The organism is Kitasatospora sp. NPDC056076 (assembly GCF_042266305.1).
Classification (GTDB): domain Bacteria; phylum Actinomycetota; class Actinomycetes; order Streptomycetales; family Streptomycetaceae; genus Kitasatospora.
This window is the reverse complement of sequence record NZ_JBHJWG010000024.1, coordinates 36,464-56,978: the sequence shown is the minus strand read 5'-3', so window position 1 is coordinate 56,978 and position 20,515 is coordinate 36,464. Positions and strand designations below refer to the sequence as shown.

General features: G+C 74.4%; 21 protein-coding genes. 14 read left to right on the top strand and 7 right to left on the bottom strand.

The genetic code is table 11. The annotated features are described in order from the left end of the window. Nucleotides 1-104 precede the first annotated feature (104 nt). Nucleotides 105-1,688 (top strand): NCS1 family nucleobase:cation symporter-1, encoded by a 1,584-nt coding sequence (locus tag ACFC1T_RS20885; protein ID WP_375890647.1) that lies wholly within the window; start codon nt 105-107, stop codon nt 1,686-1,688. 107 nt (nt 1,689-1,795) lie between these two features. On the opposite strand, the gene ACFC1T_RS20880 is transcribed toward ACFC1T_RS20885, so the two are convergent. Next, a complete protein-coding gene (locus ACFC1T_RS20880) occupies nt 1,796-3,037 on the bottom strand; it encodes a glycosyltransferase (protein ID WP_375890646.1) in 1,242 nt (413 codons plus the stop codon). A gap of 205 nt (nt 3,038-3,242) precedes the next feature. On the opposite strand from ACFC1T_RS20880, the gene ACFC1T_RS20875 reads away from it, so the two are divergent. Further along, entirely contained in the window at nt 3,243-3,509 is a 267-nt protein-coding gene (locus ACFC1T_RS20875) for a GlsB/YeaQ/YmgE family stress response membrane protein (protein ID WP_375890644.1), read from the top strand. A gap of 50 nt (nt 3,510-3,559) precedes the next feature. Beyond that, on the top strand, nt 3,560-3,823 hold the full coding sequence (locus ACFC1T_RS20870) for a GlsB/YeaQ/YmgE family stress response membrane protein (protein WP_375890643.1): 264 nt from the start codon (nt 3,560-3,562) through the stop codon (nt 3,821-3,823). A 109-nt stretch (nt 3,824-3,932) separates the two neighbouring features. Here the strand turns inward: ACFC1T_RS20870 and ACFC1T_RS20865 are convergent, their stop codons facing one another. The 4 genes from ACFC1T_RS20865 to ACFC1T_RS20850 form a co-directional block, all read right to left on the bottom strand. Beyond that, nucleotides 3,933-4,838 carry an ADP-ribosylglycohydrolase family protein gene (locus tag ACFC1T_RS20865; RefSeq protein WP_375890641.1) on the bottom strand — a complete coding sequence of 302 codons (906 nt, stop codon included), beginning with the start codon at nt 4,836-4,838 and terminating at the stop codon, nt 3,933-3,935. Between the two features lie 119 nt (nt 4,839-4,957). Beyond that, nucleotides 4,958-5,578: a TetR family transcriptional regulator gene (locus ACFC1T_RS20860; protein WP_375890639.1), complete on the bottom strand. Its 621-nt coding sequence runs from the start codon at nt 5,576-5,578 to the stop codon at nt 4,958-4,960. Nucleotides 5,579-5,644: 66 nt separating this feature from the next. After that, nucleotides 5,645-6,658, bottom strand: coding sequence for an aldo/keto reductase (locus ACFC1T_RS20855; protein WP_375890637.1), 1,014 nt, complete (start codon nt 6,656-6,658; stop codon nt 5,645-5,647). Nucleotides 6,659-6,826: 168 nt separating this feature from the next. Beyond that, nucleotides 6,827-7,660 (bottom strand): class I SAM-dependent methyltransferase, encoded by an 834-nt coding sequence (locus ACFC1T_RS20850; RefSeq protein ID WP_375890635.1) that lies wholly within the window; start codon nt 7,658-7,660, stop codon nt 6,827-6,829. A gap of 163 nt (nt 7,661-7,823) precedes the next feature. Between ACFC1T_RS20850 and ACFC1T_RS20845 the strand changes: the two genes are divergently transcribed. The 8 genes from ACFC1T_RS20845 to paaE all read left to right on the top strand — a co-directional run bounded on the left by ACFC1T_RS20845 (nt 7,824) and on the right by paaE (nt 16,299). After that, on the top strand, nt 7,824-9,245 hold the full coding sequence (locus ACFC1T_RS20845; protein ID WP_375890633.1) for a sensor histidine kinase: 1,422 nt from the start codon (nt 7,824-7,826) through the stop codon (nt 9,243-9,245). Then, nucleotides 9,242-9,901, top strand: coding sequence for a response regulator (locus ACFC1T_RS20840; protein ID WP_375890631.1), 660 nt, complete (start codon nt 9,242-9,244; stop codon nt 9,899-9,901). The genes ACFC1T_RS20845 and ACFC1T_RS20840 overlap by 4 nt, the downstream gene beginning before the upstream one ends. Before the next feature lie 718 nt (nt 9,902-10,619). Then, nucleotides 10,620-12,086, top strand: coding sequence for a M20 family metallopeptidase (locus ACFC1T_RS20835; RefSeq protein ID WP_375890629.1), 1,467 nt, complete (start codon nt 10,620-10,622; stop codon nt 12,084-12,086). A 302-nt stretch (nt 12,087-12,388) separates the two neighbouring features. Next, on the top strand, nt 12,389-13,417 hold the full coding sequence (paaA, locus tag ACFC1T_RS20830; protein WP_375890627.1) for a 1,2-phenylacetyl-CoA epoxidase subunit PaaA: 1,029 nt from the start codon (nt 12,389-12,391) through the stop codon (nt 13,415-13,417). Then, the gene (gene paaB, locus ACFC1T_RS20825; protein WP_375890625.1) at nt 13,414-13,719 is read left to right on the top strand and encodes a 1,2-phenylacetyl-CoA epoxidase subunit PaaB; all 306 of its coding nucleotides are present in this window, start codon (nt 13,414-13,416) and stop codon (nt 13,717-13,719) included. The genes paaA and paaB overlap by 4 nt, the downstream gene beginning before the upstream one ends. Next, nucleotides 13,703-14,638 (top strand): 1,2-phenylacetyl-CoA epoxidase subunit PaaC, encoded by a 936-nt coding sequence (gene paaC, locus ACFC1T_RS20820; protein WP_375890623.1) that lies wholly within the window; start codon nt 13,703-13,705, stop codon nt 14,636-14,638. The genes paaB and paaC overlap by 17 nt, the downstream gene beginning before the upstream one ends. Then, nucleotides 14,632-15,174 carry a 1,2-phenylacetyl-CoA epoxidase subunit PaaD gene (paaD, locus tag ACFC1T_RS20815; RefSeq protein ID WP_375890621.1) on the top strand — a complete coding sequence of 181 codons (543 nt, stop codon included), beginning with the start codon at nt 14,632-14,634 and terminating at the stop codon, nt 15,172-15,174. The genes paaC and paaD overlap by 7 nt, the downstream gene beginning before the upstream one ends. Further along, nucleotides 15,175-16,299, top strand: a complete 1,125-nt coding sequence (gene paaE, locus ACFC1T_RS20810) for a 1,2-phenylacetyl-CoA epoxidase subunit PaaE (protein ID WP_375890619.1) — start codon at nt 15,175-15,177, stop codon at nt 16,297-16,299. It begins immediately after the preceding gene. A gap of 9 nt (nt 16,300-16,308) precedes the next feature. Here paaE and ACFC1T_RS20805 read toward each other — a convergent pair whose 3' ends face one another. Beyond that, nucleotides 16,309-17,439 (bottom strand): NAD(P)-binding domain-containing protein, encoded by a 1,131-nt coding sequence (locus ACFC1T_RS20805; RefSeq protein ID WP_375890617.1) that lies wholly within the window; start codon nt 17,437-17,439, stop codon nt 16,309-16,311. 188 nt (nt 17,440-17,627) lie between these two features. Beyond that, on the bottom strand, nt 17,628-17,999 hold the full coding sequence (locus ACFC1T_RS20800) for a YbjQ family protein (protein ID WP_375890615.1): 372 nt from the start codon (nt 17,997-17,999) through the stop codon (nt 17,628-17,630). 124 nt (nt 18,000-18,123) lie between these two features. Between ACFC1T_RS20800 and ACFC1T_RS20795 the strand changes: the two genes are divergently transcribed. The 3 genes from ACFC1T_RS20795 (at nt 18,124) to ACFC1T_RS20785 (ending at nt 20,494) form a co-directional block, all read left to right on the top strand. Further along, nucleotides 18,124-19,053 (top strand): hypothetical protein, encoded by a 930-nt coding sequence (locus ACFC1T_RS20795; protein ID WP_375890613.1) that lies wholly within the window; start codon nt 18,124-18,126, stop codon nt 19,051-19,053. A gap of 96 nt (nt 19,054-19,149) precedes the next feature. Then, nucleotides 19,150-19,659, top strand: coding sequence for a hypothetical protein (locus ACFC1T_RS20790; RefSeq protein WP_375890611.1), 510 nt, complete (start codon nt 19,150-19,152; stop codon nt 19,657-19,659). 82 nt (nt 19,660-19,741) lie between these two features. Continuing rightward, nucleotides 19,742-20,494, top strand: a complete 753-nt coding sequence (locus tag ACFC1T_RS20785) for a peptidyl-tRNA hydrolase (protein ID WP_375890609.1) — start codon at nt 19,742-19,744, stop codon at nt 20,492-20,494. The last annotated feature ends 21 nt before the right edge of the window (nt 20,495-20,515 follow it).

The window sequence follows — 20,515 nt, the reverse complement described above, 5'->3', positions numbered from 1 at the left end:
CGCGGCCCCTTGAGCCCGTGGCCCGGTGAGCCTGTGGCCCCCTGGGTCTGTGGCCCCTGAGCCCGTGATTCCTTGATCCTGCCCGTGGCAGAAGGGAGTTGCCCATGGCCGACACCGCGACCGGCGGCGGCGGACAGCGTCAGCATCCCGACGGCCGGGTCGAACTCGACCCGGCCGAAGGGGTGTTGCCTCCCAGCGGCTTCACCAGTGACGACCTCCGGCCGGTCCCGGTGCGGCGGCGTACCTGGACCACCTACAACTTCCTCGCGCTCTGGGTCGGCATGGCCCACAACATCCCCTCCTGGACGCTGGCTTCGGGCCTGGTCGCGCTCGGGATGGACTGGAAGCAGGCGGTGCTGACCATCGCGCTCGCCAACCTGATCGTGCTCGCGCCGATGCTCCTCACCGGACACGCCGGGACGAAGTACGGCATCCCCTTCCCGGTGTTCGCGCGGGCCTCGTTCGGGCTGCGTGGCGCCAATCTGCCCGCGCTCATCCGGGCGACGGTCGCCTGCGCCTGGTTCGGCATCCAGACCTGGATCGGGGGTGAGGGGATCTTCCTGCTGGCGGGCCGGCTTCTCGGCGAATCCTGGCGGACCGCAACCGAGTTCGGCGGCTACCCGTGGACGCAGTGGGCCTCCTTCCTGCTGTTCTGGCTGATCGAGATGGTCATCATCGCCCGGGGGATGGAGGCGCTACGGCGCTTCGAGAACTGGGCGGCGCCGTTCGTCATCGTCGGCGCGCTCGCCCTGCTGGTCTGGATCGGCGTCAAGGCGGGCGGGCTCGGCCCGTTGCTCGACCAGCCGTCGAAACTGGGCTGGGGCAGCGGGTTCTGGAAGGTCTTCTTCCCCTCGCTGATGGGGATGATCGGCTTCTGGTCCACGCTGGCGCTCAACATCCCCGACTTCACCCGCTTCGGCGGCAGTCAGCGGGCACAGATCCGCGGCCAGGCCCTCGGTCTGCCGACGACGATGACGCTCTTCGCGCTGCTGTCGGTGCTGGTCACCTCGGGCTCCGCGGCGGTGTACGGCGAACCGGTGTGGGACCCGATCAAGCTCGCCGCGAAGATGGAGAGCCCGGTGGCGCTCCTGTTCGCGCTGCTGACGGTCCTGATCGCGACGCTGTCGGTGAACATCGCGGCCAATGTCGTCTCCCCGGCGTACGACCTGGCCAACCTGGTGCCCCGGTTCGTCAACTTCCGTACCGGGGCGCTGATCACCGGGGTGGTCGGGATCGCCATCTTCCCGTGGAGGCTGACCGCCGACCCGCACGTCTACATCTACGTCTGGCTGGGCGTGGTCGGCGGCCTGCTCGGGACGGTCGCCGGGGTGCTGATCGCCGACTACTGGCTGCTGCGCCGCACCCGGCTGCAACTCGCCGAGCTCTACCGGCCGTTCGGCGCCTACTGGTACGCGGGCGGATGGAACTGGCGGGCGGTCACCGCGCTGCTGGTCGGCGGTCTGCTGGCGGTCGGGGGGTCGTACTCGACGGTGGACGCGCACGGGGTGAAGCAGGGGCCGTTCCCGGTGGACGGGTTGGTCCCGTTCCTCCAGCCGCTGGCGGACTACGGGTGGGCGGTGGGGCTCGCGTCGTCGGCGGTGGTCTACCTGGTGCTGAGCGCGGGGCGAGGAGAGGGGCGGGGCGGAACGGGTCGGGGGCAGGAGGAACGGGGAGCGGCGGGCGGGTGACAACTGGCGGGTGACAGATGTCAGCGAACGGATAACGGATAACAGATGACAGCGAACAGATTTCGAAATCTGTTCGCTGTCATCTGTTATCCGTCATCTGTCATTTGTCACCCGTCACCCGTCGCCTCCACCGCGGCCAGGACCTTGGCGGCGCCGTCCTCGGTGGCGAGGGCGGCTGCGACGGAGCGGGCGCGGGTGCGGTAGTGGGGGTCGTCCAGGGCCTGGCGGATGGAGGCGGCCAGGTGGGCGGGGGTCAGGGCGCGCAGGGGTACCGGGCCGGGGGAGACGCCGAGCGCGGTGAGCCGCGCGGACCAGAAGGGGGCGTCCAGCTGGGCGGGCACCGGGACGGTGGGGGTGCCGGAGCGGAGGGTGGCCGCCGTGGTGCCCGCGCCCGCGTGGTGGACGACGGCCGCGGTGCGCGGGAACAGCCAGTCGTGCGGGGTGTCGCCGATGGTCAGTACGGTCTCCGAGTCCTCGGCGGCCAGGCCGCTCCAGCCGGACTGCAGGAGGAGGCGCACCCGGGCGGCGCGGCCGGCGGCGAGGACGGTCGCGGTGAGCCGTTCGGGATCGGGTACGACCAGGCTGCCGAAGCCGACGAAGACCGGGGGCGGTCCGGCGGCCAGGAAGTCGAGCAGCCGCTGCGGGGGCTGCCAGCCCGCGGGTCCGGCGGGCCACCAGTACCCGGCCACGTCCAGTCGGGGGTGCCAGTCCGTCGGCCGGGGGACGACGCGCGGCGAGAAGCCGTGCAGGACGGGGTGGTCGCGTCGGGCCCGGCCGATGCCCAGCGGCGGCAGCCCGAGCCGGCGGCGCAGTCCGCGGACGGCCGGGACGAACAGTTGGTCGGTGGCCGCCTGGACGACGTGGCCGGCGAGCAGGTTGCCGGGCCGTCCGAGCGAGCGTGCGCCGGTCACGGCCGGGGCGAACTCGCGGGTGGGGGAGAGCGGTTGGAGGTACAGCCCGATGGTGGGGATGCCGGCCGCCTCGGCTGCGACCTGGCCGAGCGCACTGGTGGTGCTGGTGGTGAGCAGCAGGTCGGCACCGAGCGCCGTCGCGTCCGCGATGCCGTCGCCGAGGGCGGGCATGAACCTCCGCCCCAGGCGCAGGAGTTGCAGGACGACGCCGGGTCCGCTGCCGGCCCGCAGCAGTCGCCGGCCCTCGGTGGAGGCGAGTTCGGCCCGAGGGTCGACGGGCAGCGGACGGAACTCCAGTCCGGCGGCCCGTACCGAGTCGGCGAAGGTGGCGTGGGTGGCGACGGCCACCTGATGTCCGGCCGCCTGCAGGCGGACGCCGAGCCCGGTGAAGGGTGCGACGTCGCCCCGGGAGCCGGCGGTGGCGATCAGGATGCGCATGGCCGCAGTATTTCGGCGGGTACGACCGGCCGGAAGGACGCCACGCGCGGACCGGTCGGCTCCGGGTGGCTGGATCCCGCCGTCGGCCGGGGTCGGCCGGGGTCGGCCGGGGTCGGCCGGAACCGCCTCGGTGGGTGTCGGCGTCCTCCGTGGCAGAGCGCGCGGGACGGGGCCGTCGCGCCACGGACGGGAGGGACGGGTTCGGATGAGCGTCGTCGCGTGGATCGTGCTGGGCCTGGTGGCCGGGGCCCTGGCCAAGCTGCTGCTGCCCGGGAGGGACCCGGGCGGTCTGATCGTGACCACCCTGATCGGGATCGCCGGCTCCTTCGTCGGCGGCTGGATCGCGTCGCACTTCCTGCACCGGTCGATCACGGCGCGCTTCTTCGACGGGCCGACCTGGGTGTCGGCGATCGGCGGCGCGTTGGTGCTGCTGATCGCCTACCGGCTGCTGTTCGGCAACTCGCGCCGCTGACGGACGAGCGCGGCGGGGTCTCGTCACACCGATGACGCAAGGGGCGGCGGATGAGCTGGATGGAGTGGATCGTGCTCGGCCTGGTGTCGGGGACGCTGGCCAGGATGGCGATGTCGAGGGGGGAGCGCGGTCTGATCGGCAGCACCTTGATCGGGATCACCGGCTCCTACATCGGCACCTGGATCGTCCTGCACTGGATGCACGGGACGGTGAGGGTGGGCCTCCTCGACGTCACGACCTGGGTGTCGGCGATCGGCGGGGCGATGGTCCTGCTCATCGGCTACCGGGTGCTCCGCTTCCTCGCCCGGCGCTGACCGCCCGGCGGTGACTGCCTGGCGTTGACCGCCCGGCGGTGACTGCCTGGCGGTGACTGCCCGGCGTTGACCGCCCGGAGCTGACTGCCCGGCGCCTCCGGCGTTCCGGCTACCGGTCGGCGGCCCACACCGGCAGCTCCTCGCAGGCCGCGAGCCAGTCGGCCGGTACGTCCGAGAGCCCGGTGCGGGCGGCCACCACGCCGGCGGCGATGGCGCAGGTGGTGTCCATGTCGCCCCAGCCCTCCAGGGTGTGCCAGATCGCGTCGGGCAGTGAGTCCAGGTGCCCGGCGGCGGACCAGAGGGCGAAGGGGACGGTGTCCGGGGCGGAGATCATCAGCCCCGAGCCCAGCACGTTGGCGGCGTGCCGGACGCTGGTGTGCTCCGGCAGCCGGGCGGCGATCCGCAGGCCGGAGCGGACGTCGCTCTCCGGCAGCCGGTCGGCGACCTCGGTGAGGAGCTCGGTCCGACCGGGCGCCCGGTGGCCCCGGCTGCGGACGGCGAGCGCCGCGGCGAGTGCCACCGCCACCGCCCCGGCGACCGCCTCGGGGTGGAAGTGGGTGGTGAGCGCCTGGAGTTCGGCCTGCCGGGCGACCTCGTCGAGGTCCTCGGCGAACCCGGCGCCCAGCGGGGCGACCCGCATCGCGGCGCCGTTCCTGTACGAGCCCTGGCCCTCGAACTGGCCCGAGGTGATGGCGCGCCAGTTCCCGCCGGCGCCGATCCCGCGCAGCACCCGGTGCATCGACGGGCCGTACTTGCGCTGGTACTCGCGGGCGTACTCGGCCGCGAACCCGGCGGCCAGCGCGTCCTGCCGGACCTCGCCGTGGGCAGCGAGGTGGCGGACCAGGACGAGGGCCATCGCCGTGTCGTCGGTCCAGTGCCAGGGCGCCGGGCGGACCAGGCGGGCCGCCAGGGCGGCGGGTGCCTCGTCCACCGGGACGGAGAACCACCGGTCACCGAAGGCGTCGCCGAGCGCGAGCCCCCGCAGGCTGTCCAGGACGGGACCGGCCGCACGCATGTCATCCTCCGAGTGAGATCAACTGGGTGCGACAGTCTGCCTGAAAGGGTGAGGCGCCGACGACCGGATTTCGCTCCGGCCGCCGACGCCTCACCGCCCTCGCACGGGACGGGCCCCGCTCAGAACTCCGTCGGCTCGGGGACCAGCTCGGCGGGCCTGCCCTTCAAGCCGCTGAGCACGAGCTTCCAGACCGCCGCGAAGCGCTCGTCCGCGGTCGGCTCGGACCAGGTGTGGGCGAAGACCGGGTCGTGGAAGGGGGCCGTGGCGTCGAAGACCGCGCGAGCGGTGGAGGGGACGTGGGCGAGCTGGAACTCCTTGGCGTCCATGCCGTCGTGGACGATCTGGGCGATCTGCTTGACCAGCGTCTCGACGTGCGCGTCGACGACCGTGCTGTTCTCCTCGGCCAGCACCAGGTAGGTGGCGAACAGCTCCGGGTCGTCCAGTGCCTTCTTCCGCTTGGCCCCGAACAGCGTGGTCAGCCAGCGCTGGAGGCGCTCGACGGCGCCGCCGGCGTCGTTCGCGACCATCTCCAGGTCGTAGTGCGCCTGGTTCAGCCAGCGCTGGGTGACCGCCTCCCGCAGCGCCGCCTTGCTGGGGAAGTGGCGGTAGACGCTGCTGTGGCTGACGCCGAGTTCCCGGGCGACGTCCACGACGGTGGCCTTGGCCGGGCCGAACCGCCGGAGGGCTTCCTCCGCCGCGATCAGGATCTGCTCGGCGGTGAGTGCGGTGTCCGTGGTCACGGGGCCGTCCTTAGGGTCGTGCGGTCGGGTGGTGCGGAGGGTTCTCGCCGGTCAGCGCGGGCTCGGTCAGCGCTCGCTGTCCAGGCGCGCCATCTGCGCGGCAGCGTACCGGTCGCCGGCCGCGGCCCCGGCGGGGACGGCGGCCTCGATGGCGGCCAGGTCGGCGGGGGTGAGGGTGACGTCCAGCGAGCCGAGCGCCTCGGTCAGCCGGTCGCGACGGCGGGCGCCGACCAGCGTGACGATGTCCTCGCCGCGCGAGGCCACCCAGGCGATGGCGATCTGGGCGACGCCGGCGCCCTTGGCGTCGGCGACCGCGCGCAGCGCCTCGACCAGGGCGAGGTTGTGGGTCAGGTTGTCGCCCTGGAAGCGGGGGCTGGCGGTGCGGAAGTCGGTGCCGGCGAGCGAGCGGTCCGGGTTCCAGTGGCCGCTGAGCAGGCCGCGGGAGAGCACGCCGTACGCGGTGATGCCGATGCCGAGCTCGCGGGCGGTGGGCAGGACGGCCGCCTCGATGGAGCGGCTGAGCAGCGAGTACTCGATCTGCAGGTCGCTGATCGGGTGGACGGCGGCGGCGCGGCGCAGGGTGTCGGCGCCGACCTCGGACAGGCCGATGTGGCGGACGTAGCCGTCCTTCACCAGGTCCGCGATGGCGCCGACGGTCTCCTCGATCGGGACCTTGGAGTCGAGCCGGGCGGGGCGGTAGACGTCGATGTGGTCGGTGCGCAGCCGGCGCAGGGTGTACGTCAGCGCGGTCTTGGTGGCGGCCGGGCTGGTGTCGTAGCCGAGCCACTGGCCGTCGGGGCCGCGCTGGGCGCCGAACTTCACGCTGATCTGGACGCTGTCGCGGTCGCGGCCGCGCAGGGCCTCGTGGATCAGCAGCTCGTTGTGGCCCATGCCGTAGAAGTCGCCGGTGTCGAGGAGGGTGATCCCGGCGTCCAGGGCGGCGTGGATGGTGGCGATGCTCTCGGCCTCGTCGGCCGGGCCGTAGAGGTCGGACATGCCCATGCAGCCGAGGCCGAGGGCGGAGGTGACGGGGCCGGAGGTGCCGAGGGGGCGCTGGGCGGGGCGGGTGGTCGAGGCCATGCGAGCTCCAGGGGCGGGTGCGGTGCCGGAGGGCGGGGGCAGTGTGACCCGGATCTCACTATGGCACGACAGCGAACAGATTTCAAAATCTGTTCGCTGTCTTTTGTCATTTGTTCGCGGCGAGATGCCCGCTAGGAGTTGCGCCGCGAGGAGTTGCGCCGCCTGGAGTCAGGAGTACGGCCCCGGCGAGCGCAGCAGGTGGGCCCGGGCGGGCGGCAGGTTGCGCCACACCGTGCGCTCGCCCAGTCCGTACGTCGCCTCGAACCGCCGCAGCAGCCGCACCACCGCCCGGTGGCGGGCACCCCGACGGGGGCCCGAGGTGAGGGTGCGGGCCGTCGTGGTGCCGAGGTACCCGAAGTAGGTCAGCTCGCCGCCCGGGGCCAGCAGACGCAGGTAGAGCTCGAGGATGCGCCGGACCAGGGCCGGCTCGAAGTTGGTGAACGGCAGCCCGGACACGATCACGTCGTACCGCTCGGCCGCGGCCCCCGTCGGCGCGGCCGCCTCCGGCAGCTCCTCCACCCGGCAGGTCGACAGTCGCAGCCCCACCCCCGGCCGGCGCGCGGCCAGGACCGGGTCCTCCCGCAGCCGGTCGGCGAACCGCGGGTTCGCCTCGACCACGTGCAGCCGGTCGCCGGGGCGCAGCACCTGGGCCAGCCGGCGGGTCACCACGCCCGTGCCGGCACCGACCTCCAGCACCGAGATCGGCCGGTTCGGGCGGCTGGTGGCCGGCACCACCAGGGCGTTCACCAGCGCCGGTCCGCTCGGCGCCAGGGCGCCGGTGTCGTGGAAGGTGCGCAGGGCCTCGGCGAGGAACAGCAGGCGGTCCCCGCCGTACGGAGAGCCGTGCGTGCTGGGCGCGGCCTGCCCGGCTTGCGTGCTGTGCGTGTCGTGCGTTTCGTGCGCGCTGTGCTGGTCGTGCACGCCCTGCCGGTCGTGCGTTTCGGCTGAACTGTGCTGCTGCGGAGGGGAGTCGGGGCTCGGGTGGAGCTGTTCGGTCGTCATGTCGACGACGCTAGGGAGCGCGGGAACGCCGCGGATCGGCCGGTGAGCGGCGCCGACCCCCGACGAAAGTCGAGGGTGACGACGTCCGGGAGGATGGGGTGCCGCGCCGCCGTCCGCCCGTAGCATTCGAGCGGGTGGACGGGACCGGGCGGGGAGGAGCTCCATGCGCACAGGCCTGCTCGGCTGGTACGGCTCGGACCACCGGCCCTGGGCCGACAGCCTGTTGCTGCTCGGGATCCTCGGGCTCGCCGTCGAGGAGGGCGTCTTCCAGTGGCTGCACCTCGACGGCCCGCTGCGCCTGCCCCGGGTGGCGGCGGCCGTGCTCGCCGCGCTCTCGCTGCTGCTCGCCCGCCGTCACCCCGTCGCCTCGGCCGTTCTGCCGGTGCTCACCGGCGGGCTGCTCAACCGGGCCTTCCCGGGCTTGATCAGCGTCTACTACCTGGCCTCCCTCGGCCGGGTCGGTCCGGCGGCGGCCGGCGGCGCGGTGATCGCCGTGGGCAGCGCGATCACTGCGGACTCGCTGGTCGGCTGGGCCGGCACGACCGGTTCCCAACTCCTCCTCCAGGCAGCCACCTTGTCCTTCGGGCTGTGGCTGCACGGTCGCCGGGTGCTGATCCGGACGCTGCACGCCCAGGTCGAAACCCTGCGGCGGGAGCGGGAGTTGCGCGCCGAGCAGGCCCGCTCCGCCGAACGCGCCCGGATCGCCCGGGAGATGCACGACGTGCTGGCCCACCGGCTGAGCCTGCTGGTGCTGCATGCCGGAGTGCTGCGCGACCAGGCCCGGGCCGGGACCGTCGCCGCCGACCCGGACCGGCTCACCCACCGTCTCGAACTCCTGCGCACCACCGCCGCCCGCTCGCTCGACGACCTGCGCGACGTCCTGGGCGCCCTGCGCGCCGAACCGCCGGAGCGGGCCGCCGCCGAGGCCGACGTGCCCGTACCGTCCGGGGAGTGGTCCGCGCCGTTCAGGTCGTCGACCGGGGCGCTGTCCGGCCAGTCGTCCGTCCCGTTGTCCGGCCCGCCTCCCGTCCTGCCGCCTGTCCCGGCACCTGCGCTGCGCGACCTCACCGACCTGATCGACGAGGCGAACCAGGCCGGGCAGCAGGTCGAACTCGCCCTGGCGGGAGACCCGGAGGCTGTGCCCACCACCCATCGGCTCGCCGTGCACCGGGTGGTCCAGGAGGCGCTGACCAACGCCCGCAAGCACGCCCACGCCGCGCCCGTCACCGTCCGGGTCGGCTACGGTGCACCGGCGACCACGGTCGAGGTCCGCAACGGCCCCGGAGGGACGACGCCGAACGGCCCGATCTCGGGTGGCGGGTACGGGCTGGTGGGCCTCGGCGAACGGGTCGGCGCGCTGGGCGGCCACCTGGACGCCGGGCCGGACGGTGCCGGCGGCTTCCGACTCTCCGCCCGGCTGCCCGCGCCGGACCGGCCGGCGCAGTCCGTGCCGTCACCCCACGCCGTGGCGCCGCCGGAGGTCCCGCCGCCGGAGGTCCCGCCGTCGAGACCCCCGTCACCGGAGCCGCCGTCGCCGAGGTCGCCGTCCCGGAAGAAGCCCCCGCAGCCGAAGGACACCGCATGATCCGCACGATGGTGGTCGACGACGACGCACTGGTGCGCCTCGGCCTGGTCGACCTCCTCGCCCAGGACCCGGCCCTGACCGTGGTCGCCGAGGCCGCCGACGGGCTGCAGGCCGTCGAGCTCGCCCGCGGCCGCCGGATCGACGTCGCGCTGATGGACATCCGGATGCCCCGCCTCGACGGGATCGCCGCGACCCGGCGGCTGCGCCAACTCCCCGACGCCCCGCGGGTCATCGCGCTCACCACCTTCGACCTGGACGAGTACGTGTACCAGGCGCTCGCCGCCGGGGCGGACGGCTTCCTGCTCAAGGACACCCCGCCCGCCGAGATCGCCCGCGCCGTCCACGTGGTCGCCGCCGGCCAGGGGATGCTGCACCCCGCCGCCGCGCGACGGCTGATCGACCGGTACCACCGGGTCGGCGCGCCGCGCTCCGTCGCCGCCCGGGGCCGGATCGCTGGGCTCACCCCGCGCGAGACCGACGTGCTGCGGGAGCTCGCCGACGGGCTGTCCAACGCCGAGATCGCGGGCGTCCTGGGGATGCGGGAGAGCACCGTCAAGGCGCACGTCAGTCGGATCCTGACCGCGCTCGGCGTGGCCAACCGGGTCCAGGCGGCGCTGCTCGCACGCGATGCGGGGCTCGTCGGGGACGGCGCCTGACCGCGGGCGCTCGCGAGGGCAGGGCGGGGCGCAGCGTCGGACGGTGTTCACACGGATGTTCCCCGGGCGTCGGTCCGGGTGTCGCCGCGGGCTTCCCTGAGCCGTCGCGTGCCTCCGGTTGGTACCGCCCGCTGAGCCGCTGTCACCCATCCGGCGTGGAAATGCCGTGCCTTGGCGGTTTGCGCTGCCGAACCCGGGCGGCGGGTCCATGGTGGAGATGGGCGCGATCCGGCGACCGTGCCCGCGCGTCGATCCGGGCCCGCCCGCCGAGCGCCCGCCGCTTCCGCCGACGGGTGCCCGGCACCGGGGCCCGTACCGGCACGCTGGGAGCAGGGCCACCTCGCAGGAAACCGAACGGTTCTTCTAGGCTCACATCTCGGCTTCCCTGCGGCGGTCCGGCCCTTGCGCCCGCCACCAGGAAGCCGCCGTCCACGGGGCTCCGGGCGGAACCGGGGCCACCGGATCGAGCGAGGAGGACGCAGATGCCAAGCACGCCGCCCAACCGTTCCACCGCACTTGGGCCAGACGGGCCGTTCCGACGGGCCGTCCGGCCCCCCGGCCGACCGGCGCGGTCCGGCCGGGCCTGGCACCCGGGCGGGAGCGGTCGGCCGGTGCGGCCGCTGAATACCGGCTGCGGCCGCGGAGGCGAGCGTTGAGTCCCCAGATCGTCGGGTCGCCGGCCGCACCGGGCAGCGCCGCGGAACCCGACCGCGTACCCGTGACCGTTCCCGCCGCGGCCGACGGTGAGGCCCTGGTCGCCCTGGGCGGTTCCGCCAAGGTCGGTTCGTCCACCGTTGGTTCGTCCACCGTCGGTTCCGCTGTCGAGAGCCCGCCGGTCGCGACGTCCACGACCGGCGTCGCGGTCAGGCCCGGTGCTACGGCCGCGTCGGTGGCCGCGGTGAAGGTCGATGCCGCGGCCAAGGTCGAGGCCACGGCGAAGTCCGGTGCGATGGCGAAGTCCAGTGCGGTGGCGGTCGGATCCGCCGGTGCCGCTGCGACGAGCATCACCGCTGCGCTGCCCGGACTGCCGCAGGCGCTCAGTACCCGGGCCCGTACCCTCGCCGGCGCCGTCCGGCGGCGGTGCGCGGACCTGGCCCGGATCGAATCGCCGAGTGGTGACGCGCCCCGACTCGACGCGCTCGCCGAGGAGTTGGAGTCCGGATTCCGGGCCACCGGGGCGACCGCCCGCCGTGAACCCGGACCGGCCGGTGACCACCTGGTGCTGGAGTGGGAGGGGCGGGACGAGACCCTGCCCCACCTGCTGATCGTGGGGCACCACGACACCGTCTGGCCCGCCGGTACCCTGGCGGACTGGCCGGTGACCGAGCAGGACGGGCGGCTCACCGGGCCCGGGGTGGTCGACATGAAGGGCGGACTCGCCGTCCTGGAGGGCGCCTTGGCGCTGCTCGCCGACCTGGGGCAGCGGCCGCACCGCACCGTACGGCTGGTCGTGGTGTCCGACGAGGAGGTCGGCAGCCCGGACGGGCGTGGCCTGGTCGAGCGCCAACTGCGGGGCGCGGCGGCCGTCCTGGGACTGGAGCCGCCGCATCCGGACGGCCGGTTGAAGACCGCGCGGCGCGGCAGTACCCGGGTGCGGCTCACCGTCACCGGCCGGGAGGCCCACGCGGGCAACGACGCCCACGACGGGGTGTCGGCGGTGGACGAGCTGGTCGACCAGCTGGTGCTCGTCCGCGACCTCGCGGGCCAGCCTGGTACGGAGCTCAACACCGGTCGGATCAGCGGGGGTTCGCGGGCGAACGTGGTCGCCGGACGGGCCGAGGCGGAGCTCGGCCTGCGCTTCTCCACCACCGAGGCGCAGCGCCGCACGCTCGACAACCTCGCGCGGCTGACCGCGCTGCGGCCGGGCGCGCGGGTGCGGACGGAGGTGCTGTCCAGCCGGCCGGCCTGGCCCGAGCGCACCGGTAACCCGCTGCTCAGGCACGTGCGTTCGCTCGCCGCGGTGCTCGGGCAGCAGCTCGACGGCGCCCCGGCCGGCGGTGCCGGGGACACCAACCTGCCCGGCTCGCGCGGTCTGCCGACGCTGGACGGGTTCGGCGCGGTCGGCGCCGGCGCCCACGCCCGGCACGAGTACATCAAGCTGGACCAGCTCGCGCCGCGGATCGCCCTGCTGGCGGCGCTGCTCGCGGTGCCGCTGCCGCGACTGCGGGACCGCGCGGAGGGGTGACCCTCGGTGGCTGACGGCTGACGGGTGACGGCTGACGGCTGACGGGTGACAGGTAACAGCGAACAGATAACAGCTGACAGATTTCAGATTCTGTCAGCTGTTATCTGTTGTCTGTTTTCTGTTCCCCGCCCCTCGCTCCCCGCCCCTCGCTCCCCGCCCCTCGCCCCGCCCATTCGTCGGCGTCCCTTGCCATCCCTCCGTCCCGCCGCGCAGAATGGTACCGACCGAACGGTCAGTCGGTTGACTCCCCGCCGCCCAGGCCAGGAAGCCGGGAAGCCGGAGCAGGAACACGAGAGGGGACCGTGGTGACAACAGAGGTGGAAGAGGCGGTCCCCGCGCAGACGCCGGAGGACCGGTTCGACGCGGTGATCGCCGCCGAGCAGCGGATCGAGCCCCGGGACTGGATGCCCGACGCCTACCGGGCCACCCTGATCCGCCAGATCGCCCAGCACGCCCACTCCGAGATCATCGGCATGCAGCCCGAGGGCAACTGGCTCACCCGGGCCCCCTCGCTGCGCCGCAAGGCGATCCTGCTCGCCAAGGCCCAGGACGAGGCGGGCCACGGCCTCTACCTCTACGCCGCCGCCGAGACCCTCGGAGTCGACCGTGCCGAGCTCACCGAGAAGCTGATCAGCGGCCGCCAGAAGTACTCCTCGATCTTCAACTACCCCACCCTCACCTTCGCCGACGTCGGCGTGATCGGCTGGCTGGTGGACGGCGCCGCGATCTGCAACCAGGTCCCGCTCTGCCGCTGCAGCTACGGTCCGTACGCCCGCGCGATGGTGCGGGTCTGCAAGGAGGAGTCCTTCCACCAGCGCCAGGGCTACGAGCTCCTGATGACCCTGATGCGTGGTACCGAGGGCCAGCGCCGGATGGTCCAGGACGCGGTCGACCGCTGGTGGTGGCCGTCGCTGATGATGTTCGGCCCGCCGGACGCCGACTCGCCGAACACCGCCCGCTCGATGGCCTGGCGGATCAAGCGCCACACCAACGACGAGCTCCGGCAGCGCTTCGTCGACATGACCGTCCCGCAGGCCGAGCACCTGGGCGTCACCCTCCCCGACCCCGACCTGCGCCGGAACGAGGAGCGCGGCGGCTGGGACTTCGGCGAGCCGGACTGGTCCGAGCTGACCAGGGTCATCCGCGGGCAGGGCCCGTGCAACGCCCAGCGGGTCGACCGCCGCCGGGCCGCGCACGAGGAGGGCGCCTGGGTGCGCGAGGCGGCCGTCGCCTACGCCGCCAAGCGCGCCGCCGACGCCGGACATGCCCCCGATGCCGGACACGCCGCGGCCGCCGAGCGGCCCACCCCCGAACAGGAGAACGAGAAGTGACCGAGTCCGAGGCAGGCCCCAAGGCCGGCTGGCCGCTGTACGAGGTGTTCGTGCGCCCCCGGCGCGGCCTGAACCACGTCCACGTCGGCTCGCTGCACGCCGCCGACGACCGGATGGCGCTGCTCGCCGCCCGCGACCTGTACACCCGCCGCAACGAGGGCGTCAGCCTCTGGGTCGTCCGCTCGGACGCGATCACCGCCTCCACCCCGGACGAGCGCGACCCGTTCTTCGAGCCCAGCGGCGACAAGGTCTACCGCCACCCGACCTTCTACGACATCCCCGAGGATGTCCCGCACATCTGACGGGGGAGCCACCGTGCACGACCACACCACATCCGCCACCGAGGACGACCACGTCTACCTCAGCCTCGCCGGGGCCACCCCCGGCCCCGAGGGCGAGGGCCGCTGGGCGTACGGGACGGGCTTCACCGACCCGCTGCTCGGCGTGGACACCGCCCTGCCCGCCGGCCTGGCCGGTGCCGACCTCGCCGCCTACTGCCAGATGCTCGGCGACGACGCCCTGGTGCTCTCCCAGCGGCTGATCGAGTGGTGCACCCGGGCGCCCGAGCTGGAGGAGGAGGTCGCGCTCGCCAACCTGGGCCTGGACCTGCTCGGCCAGGCCCGGCTGCTGCTCACCCGGGCCGGCCAGGCGGACGGCTCCGGCCGCACCGAGGACGACCTGGCCTACTGGCGGGAGGACCACGAGTTCCGCAACGTCCGCCTGGTGGAGACCCCGAACGGCGACTTCGCGCACTCGATCGCCCGGTTGCTGCTGTTCGCCACCGCCCGCGGCGCGCTGTACGAGGCGCTGAGCGGCCACCCGGACCCGGTGCTGGCCGCGGTCGCGGCCCGGGGCGTCAAGGAACTCGCGTACCACCGCGAGTACGCCACGGCCTGGACGCTGCGCCTCGGCGACGGCACGCCGTACTCGGCGGAGCGGATGCAGGCCGGGCTGGACGCCGTCTGGCCGCTGCTGGAGGAGCTGTTCACCGCGCACCCCGTGGAGCTGCGGGCCGGCGTCGACCCGGCCGGCCTGCGCGAACCGGTGCTGCGCGAGCTCGCCGCCGTCCTCGCCGAGGCCGGACTGACCGTGCCGGACCTCCCGCCGCTGGCCACCGTCCTGGGCCGGGCCGGCCGCGACGGGGTGCACACCGAGGCGCTCGGCCCGCTGCTCGCCGAGCTGCAGGTGGTGGCGCGCGCCCACCCGGGGGCGACGTGGTGACGGGCACCGCGGACACCGTCCGCGAGAGGGCCTGGTCGGTGGCCGCGGCCGTTCCGGACCCGGAGCTGCCCATGCTCACCCTGGCCGACCTGGGTGTGCTCGCCGGGGTCGAGGTGGACGACGGCAGCGGCACGGTGACGGCCTGGCTGACGCCGACCTACTCGGGCTGCCCGGCCGTCGCCGAGATGGCCGCCGACGTCGACCGCCGGCTGCGCTCCGCCGGGTACCCGGACGTCCGGGTGCGGCTGCGGCTGGACCCGCCGTGGTCCACCGACCTGATCACCGCCGAGGGCCGCCGCAAGCTCGCCGAGGCGGGCATCGCCCCGCCGCGCCCGACCTCGGCCCTCGCGCCCGGCCCCGGGCCGGTCCCGCTCACCCTCGGCGCCACCCGCACGGGCGCCGCGGCCCCCGTGCCCTGCCCGCACTGCGGGGGCGCCGACACGGAGGAGCTGTCCCGCTTCGGCTCCACCGCCTGCAAGGCGCTCTGGCGCTGCCGCGCCTGCCGCGAGCCGTTCGAACGCGTCAAGGAGATCTGAATGCCCGCCGCGACCCCTGTGACGGACCCCGTCCGCCCGGCCCGTCGGCCGAGCTTCCACCGGCTGCGGATCGAGCGGGTGGAGCGGCTCTGCGAGGACGCCGTGGCGGTGACCTTCGCGGTGCCGGACGCCTTGGCGGACGAGTTCGCGTTCCGCCCCGGCCAGACCCTGACCCTGCGCAAGCTGGTGGACGGCACCGACGAGCGCCGCTCGTACTCGATCTGCGCGCCCGTCGGCGGCCCGCTGCGGATCGCCGTCCGCGAGGTGCCCGGCGGGCTGTTCTCGCGCTGGCTGGTGCGCGAGGCCCGGCCCGGCGAGGAGGTCGAGGTGCTGACCCCGTCCGGCCTGTTCTCCCCCGAACTCGGCGTCCCCGCCGATCACGTGCTGCTCGCGGCGGGTTCCGGCATCACCCCGATGCTGTCGATCGCCGCCTCCGTGCTGGCCGCCGACCGCCGTTCCACCGTCACCCTGCTCTACGGCAACCGGCGCAGCGACACCGTGATGTTCGCGGACGAGCTGGCCGACCTCAAGGACCGCTACCTCGGCCGGTTCCAGCTGGTCCACGTGCTCTCCCGGGAGACCAGGGACGCCGAACTGCTCAGCGGCCGGCTGGACCCGGAGCGGGTCCGGGCGCTGCTGGCGGCGCTGGTGGACGTCGACGCCGTCGGGCACTGGTGGCTGTGCGGGCCGTTCGGCATGGTCACCGGGGCGAAGGAACTGCTCGCCGACCTGGCCGTGCCCGGGGAGCGGGTGCACCAGGAACTCTTCCACGCCGAGGACGAGCCGCTCGCCGAGCGGGACGAGGACCTGGACGGCCCCGACGGCGCGGCCGGGGCCGAGGCCGGCGAGCGCAGCGAGGTCACCGTCGTCCTCGACGGCCGCGGCAGCACCCTCACCCTCCCGCGCGACCGCTCGATCCTGGACGGAGCCCAGCGCTCCCGCCCCGACCTGCCCTTCGCCTGCAAGGGCGGGGTGTGCGGCACCTGCCGCGCCCTGGTCACCGAGGGAGAGGTGGAGATGCGCCGCAACTTCGCGCTGGAGGAGAAGGAACTGGCGGCCGGCTACGTCCTCACCTGCCAGGCCCGGCCGGTCACCGACCGGGTCACCGTCGACTACGACCGCTGACCCGGGCCGTCAGGCGGGGACGGGTACGGTCCCGCGCTCGGCCGCCCCGGCCGCCCCGACCCGATCGTCCAGGCCGGCCCGACCGGCCCGCCCGGTCGGGTCCCCGAGCAGCTCGACCAGGTCGTTGACGGCGGCGCGGCCCGCCCGGTTGGCGCCGATGGTGCTGGCGGACGGCCCGTAGCCGACCAGGTGGACGCGCGGGGCGGCGGTGGCGCGGGTGCCGGTGAGCGCGATGCCGCCGCCGGGGGAGCGCAGGCCGAGCGGGGCGAGGTGGCCGACCTCGGGGCGGAAACCGGTCGCCCAGACGATCGCGTCCACTGCCAACTCCTGGTCGCCCCAGGCGACTCCGTGCTCGGTGAGCCGGTCGAACATCGGGCGGCGGTGCAGCGCCCCCAGCTCCTCGGCGCGGCGGTAGGCGACGGACGGGCCGAGGCCGGTCACGCTCACCACGCTGCGCACCGGCAGGCCCTGGCGGACCCGCTCCTCGACCTTGGCGACCACCGCGCGCCCGTACTCGGGGGTGAACGGGCCCTCGTGGAAGACGGGTTCGGAACGGGTGACCCAGACCGTCTCGCCGACCGCGGCCACCTCGGACAGCACCTGGATCGCCGAGGCGCCGCCGCCCACCACCAGGACGCGCCGGCCCGCGAACTCCTCGGGGCCGCGGTACTCGGCGTAGTGCAGCTGACGGCCCGCGAAGTGGCCGGGGTAGTGGGGGAGGAACGGGCGGGTCCAGGTGCCGGTGGCGTTGATCAGCGCGCGGGTGGACCAGGTGCCGCGGTCGGTCTCGACCAGCAGCCGGGAGTCGGGGCGCTCGGACTCGGCGCGTACGGCGCGCACCGCGACCGGGCGCACGACCGGGAGCGCGTGCCGGGTCTCGTACGCCGTGAAGTACCCCGGCACGACCTCCCGCGCGCGGGCCTCCGGGTCGGGTGCCGGGAGCTCGGCGTCCGGGAGGTCGTGGAAGCCGTGCACGGTGGCCATCCGCAGGGACGGCGAGCGGTGGGCCCAGGCGCCGCCCGGGGCGGGGTTGGCGTCGAGCACGACGAAGCCGCCGTCGACTCCCGCCCGGTAGGGGGCGAAGCCGCGGCGGCCGAGGTGGTAGGCGGCGGACAGTCCGGCCTGTCCGGCACCCACCACCAGGACGTCCACGCGCCGTGCGCCGGCTTCGTCCGTCGCCCCTGTCGCCCCTGCTGCACCTGTTGCACCGTAAACAGTCACGCACGTGAAACATCGGGGTGGCGGTGGCTGTTCCCGCCCGGCCCGGCCCGGCCCGGCCCGGCGCGGGGCGGCGCGGGGCGGTCAGGTCCGCGGTGAGGTGCTGGGCCTCAGCCGATCGGCGAGATCACCGCGGCGGTGCCGTACGCGCAGACCTCGGTGCCGACGTCCGCCGCCTCCGTCACGTCGAAGCGCATCATCAGGACGGCGTTGCCGCCGCGCGCCTTGGTCTGCTCGATCAGCCGCTGCATCGCCTCGTTGCGGCTCTCGACCAGGGTCTTCGTCAGACCCCGCAGCTCGCCGCCGATCAGCGACTTGAGCCCGGCACCGATCTGGCTGCCGATGTGGCGGCTGCGCACGGTCAGCCCGAAGACCTCGCCGATCACGTGGTCGACCCGGAAGCCGGGGATGTCGTTGGTGGTCACGACCATGACGTCGGCGTTCGGGCCCTGCCCGCCGCCGTACTCGTTGATGTCAGCCATGGGGGCCATCCTGCCGGTGTCGTGCGTCCGGGTGACAGAGGCGCGGCCGGGCGGTGGCCGAGAAGCTCTCCGGAAGCTGGTACGGACCGGTGATCGGGCGGCCGAAAAGCCGTACCGTAGCCCCATGGGCGAGCGAAGCGATCATCCGCAGGGGCCGGGCGCGGCAGAGTACTCCGGCGCGCCGGAGATCGAGGCGACGGTGGTGCTGGGCCTGCGGATCAATGACTGGCCGGCGCTGCGCGCGGCCGCGATCAGGGCCGTCGAGGAGTTGGACTTCGACGGCGTCGACCCGGCCGGCCAGCGCCGTGAACTGCTGCGCGAGGTGGCCGAGGACGCCAACGCGGCGCTCGGCGCGCTGCTCCACCCGGACCGGCTGGTGGCCGCCATTCCCGGGGTCGAGGCGATCGGCGGCACGCTGGAGATCAGCGTCACCGAGGACTTCACCCCGGACTTCGCCGAACTGTTCCCGCTGGACGGCGAGGACGAGGAGGGCGGCGCGGGCGCCGACTGGACCCTCACCCCGCGCACCGCCTGCCTGCTGCACGCCCAGCTGCTCGGCCTGGCCGATGCCGCCTACGACGACCTCGACGAGCACGGGGACGACCCGGTGGTCGACGGCGAGGACGTCGACTGGACGGTCTTCGCCCGGCTGCCGCAGCGCACTTGGCGGCTCCACCGGAACTGGCGGCGCACCATGGCGCGGGCCTTCGACGACCTGGCCGAGGACCTCGCGCTCGGCGAATGGCCGCTGCCGCGCTGCCTCGCCGATGAGATCGCGCTGCGGATGGCCCTGGTGGACGCCCGGACGCTGCTGGGCTCCCAGCCCGAGTCGGTGGCCGACATGATGGGCGACCTGCCCGCCGACCTGTACGACTACGACTGGGACGGCTGCCACGACGAACTGTTCGGCGTCTTCGGGCCGGACGACGGCGACCCGGAGCTCGGCGCGGAGCAGCGCACCGAACTGCTGCTGGCCGCGACGCACCCCGAAGGCTGGTTCCTGATGTACGAGGACGCCGAGGAGCGGGACCCGCAGCGCGGCTACCGGCGCTGAGCGGGCGGCCGGGCCTGTCCGGCGGACCTTGCCGGGCGGGATGCGTCGGACCGGCCCTAGGCTGCGGGCATGTCCGATGTGTCTGATGTGTCTGATGTGTCTGATGTGTTTGGGGTGTCCGGTGTGCGCGGTGCGTCCTCGGCGGAGTCGGGTCCGGACGAGTCGGCGCTCGGCCGGATCGCGCTCGGACTGGACGGCGTGCGGGCGGCGCAGCGCGGGCGGACCGCCGAGGCGCGGGCCAGCTTCGAGGCCCTCTGGGAGGAACTGGGCGAGCGGGACGTCTTCCACCGCTGCGTCCTGGCGCACTATCTGGCCGACCTCCAGGACGACCCCCGGGCCGAACTGGAGTGGGACCGGCGGGCCCTCGCGGCCGCCGACTCGCTGACCGCCGAGCGCGCCCGGACCTACGACTCCGCGCTCCAGGTACGGGCCTTCTATCCGTCGCTGCACCTCAACCTGGCCTCCGACCACCTCAAGCTCGGGGAGCCCGACCTCGCGCGCGAACAGCTGGAACGGGCGGTCCGGAGCCTGGACGCCCTGCCGGAGGACGCCTACAGCGCCGGGATCCGGGCGGCGGTGGACGAACTGCGGCAGCGGCTGCGCTGAATCCGGCCGGCCGGCTCGGGGCGCGCTCCGCGGGCACGGGGGCGGGCCGGGGCGGTGGTGGCGGGGCTGGCATGCTGGACGGGTGACTTCTCCGTTCGATGACCCGGCCCCCGCTCCCGCCCCCGGCGACGCTCCCGACCCCGAGGACCGCGACGCGCGGCCGCAGTACGTGCTGCCGCTGCTGGTCCGACTGGAGAAGGCCACGCCGCCCGGGCGTACGGACGCGCTGGAGACCTCGGCGCGGGCGGTGCTGACCCTGCTCGCCGACCCCCGGGTGACCGAGGTGGACGGGGAGTGGGCGGAGCGGGTCGCGGCCTGGGAGGACGCCCGGATCCGCAAGGTGGTCCGGCGGGCCCGGGGCGGGGAGTGGCGCCGGGCCGGGGAACTGCCCGGCATCACGGTGCGGGGGCGGGAGGCCGAGGTGCGGGTGTTCCCGCCGGTCCCGCTGGACGGCTGGCCGAAGGACCTCGCGAAGTTGCAGGTCTCCGGTACGGAGCTGGAGGAGACCGCCGAGGTCGGCGCGCCCGGGCCGGGGCTGCCGGTGCTGTGGGTCAACCCGGAGCTGGAGATGAGCGCGGGCAAGACCATGGCCCAGACCGGCCACGCGGCGCAGCTCGCCTGGTGGCGGCTGGACGAGGCGCAGCGCAAGGAGTGGGCGGAGTCGGGCTTCGCGCTCGCCGTCCGCACGGCGGAGCCGGGGGCGTGGGAGGAACTGGTCCGCAGCGAACTGCCGGTGGTCCGGGACGCGGGCTTCACGGAGATCGCCCCCGGGCCGACCGTCGTTTTCGAAGGCGGCGAGCGCTACTGCCCCACCCTGCGCCTTCGGCGCCCGTGAACGCGGCACGCTGACGCCGCC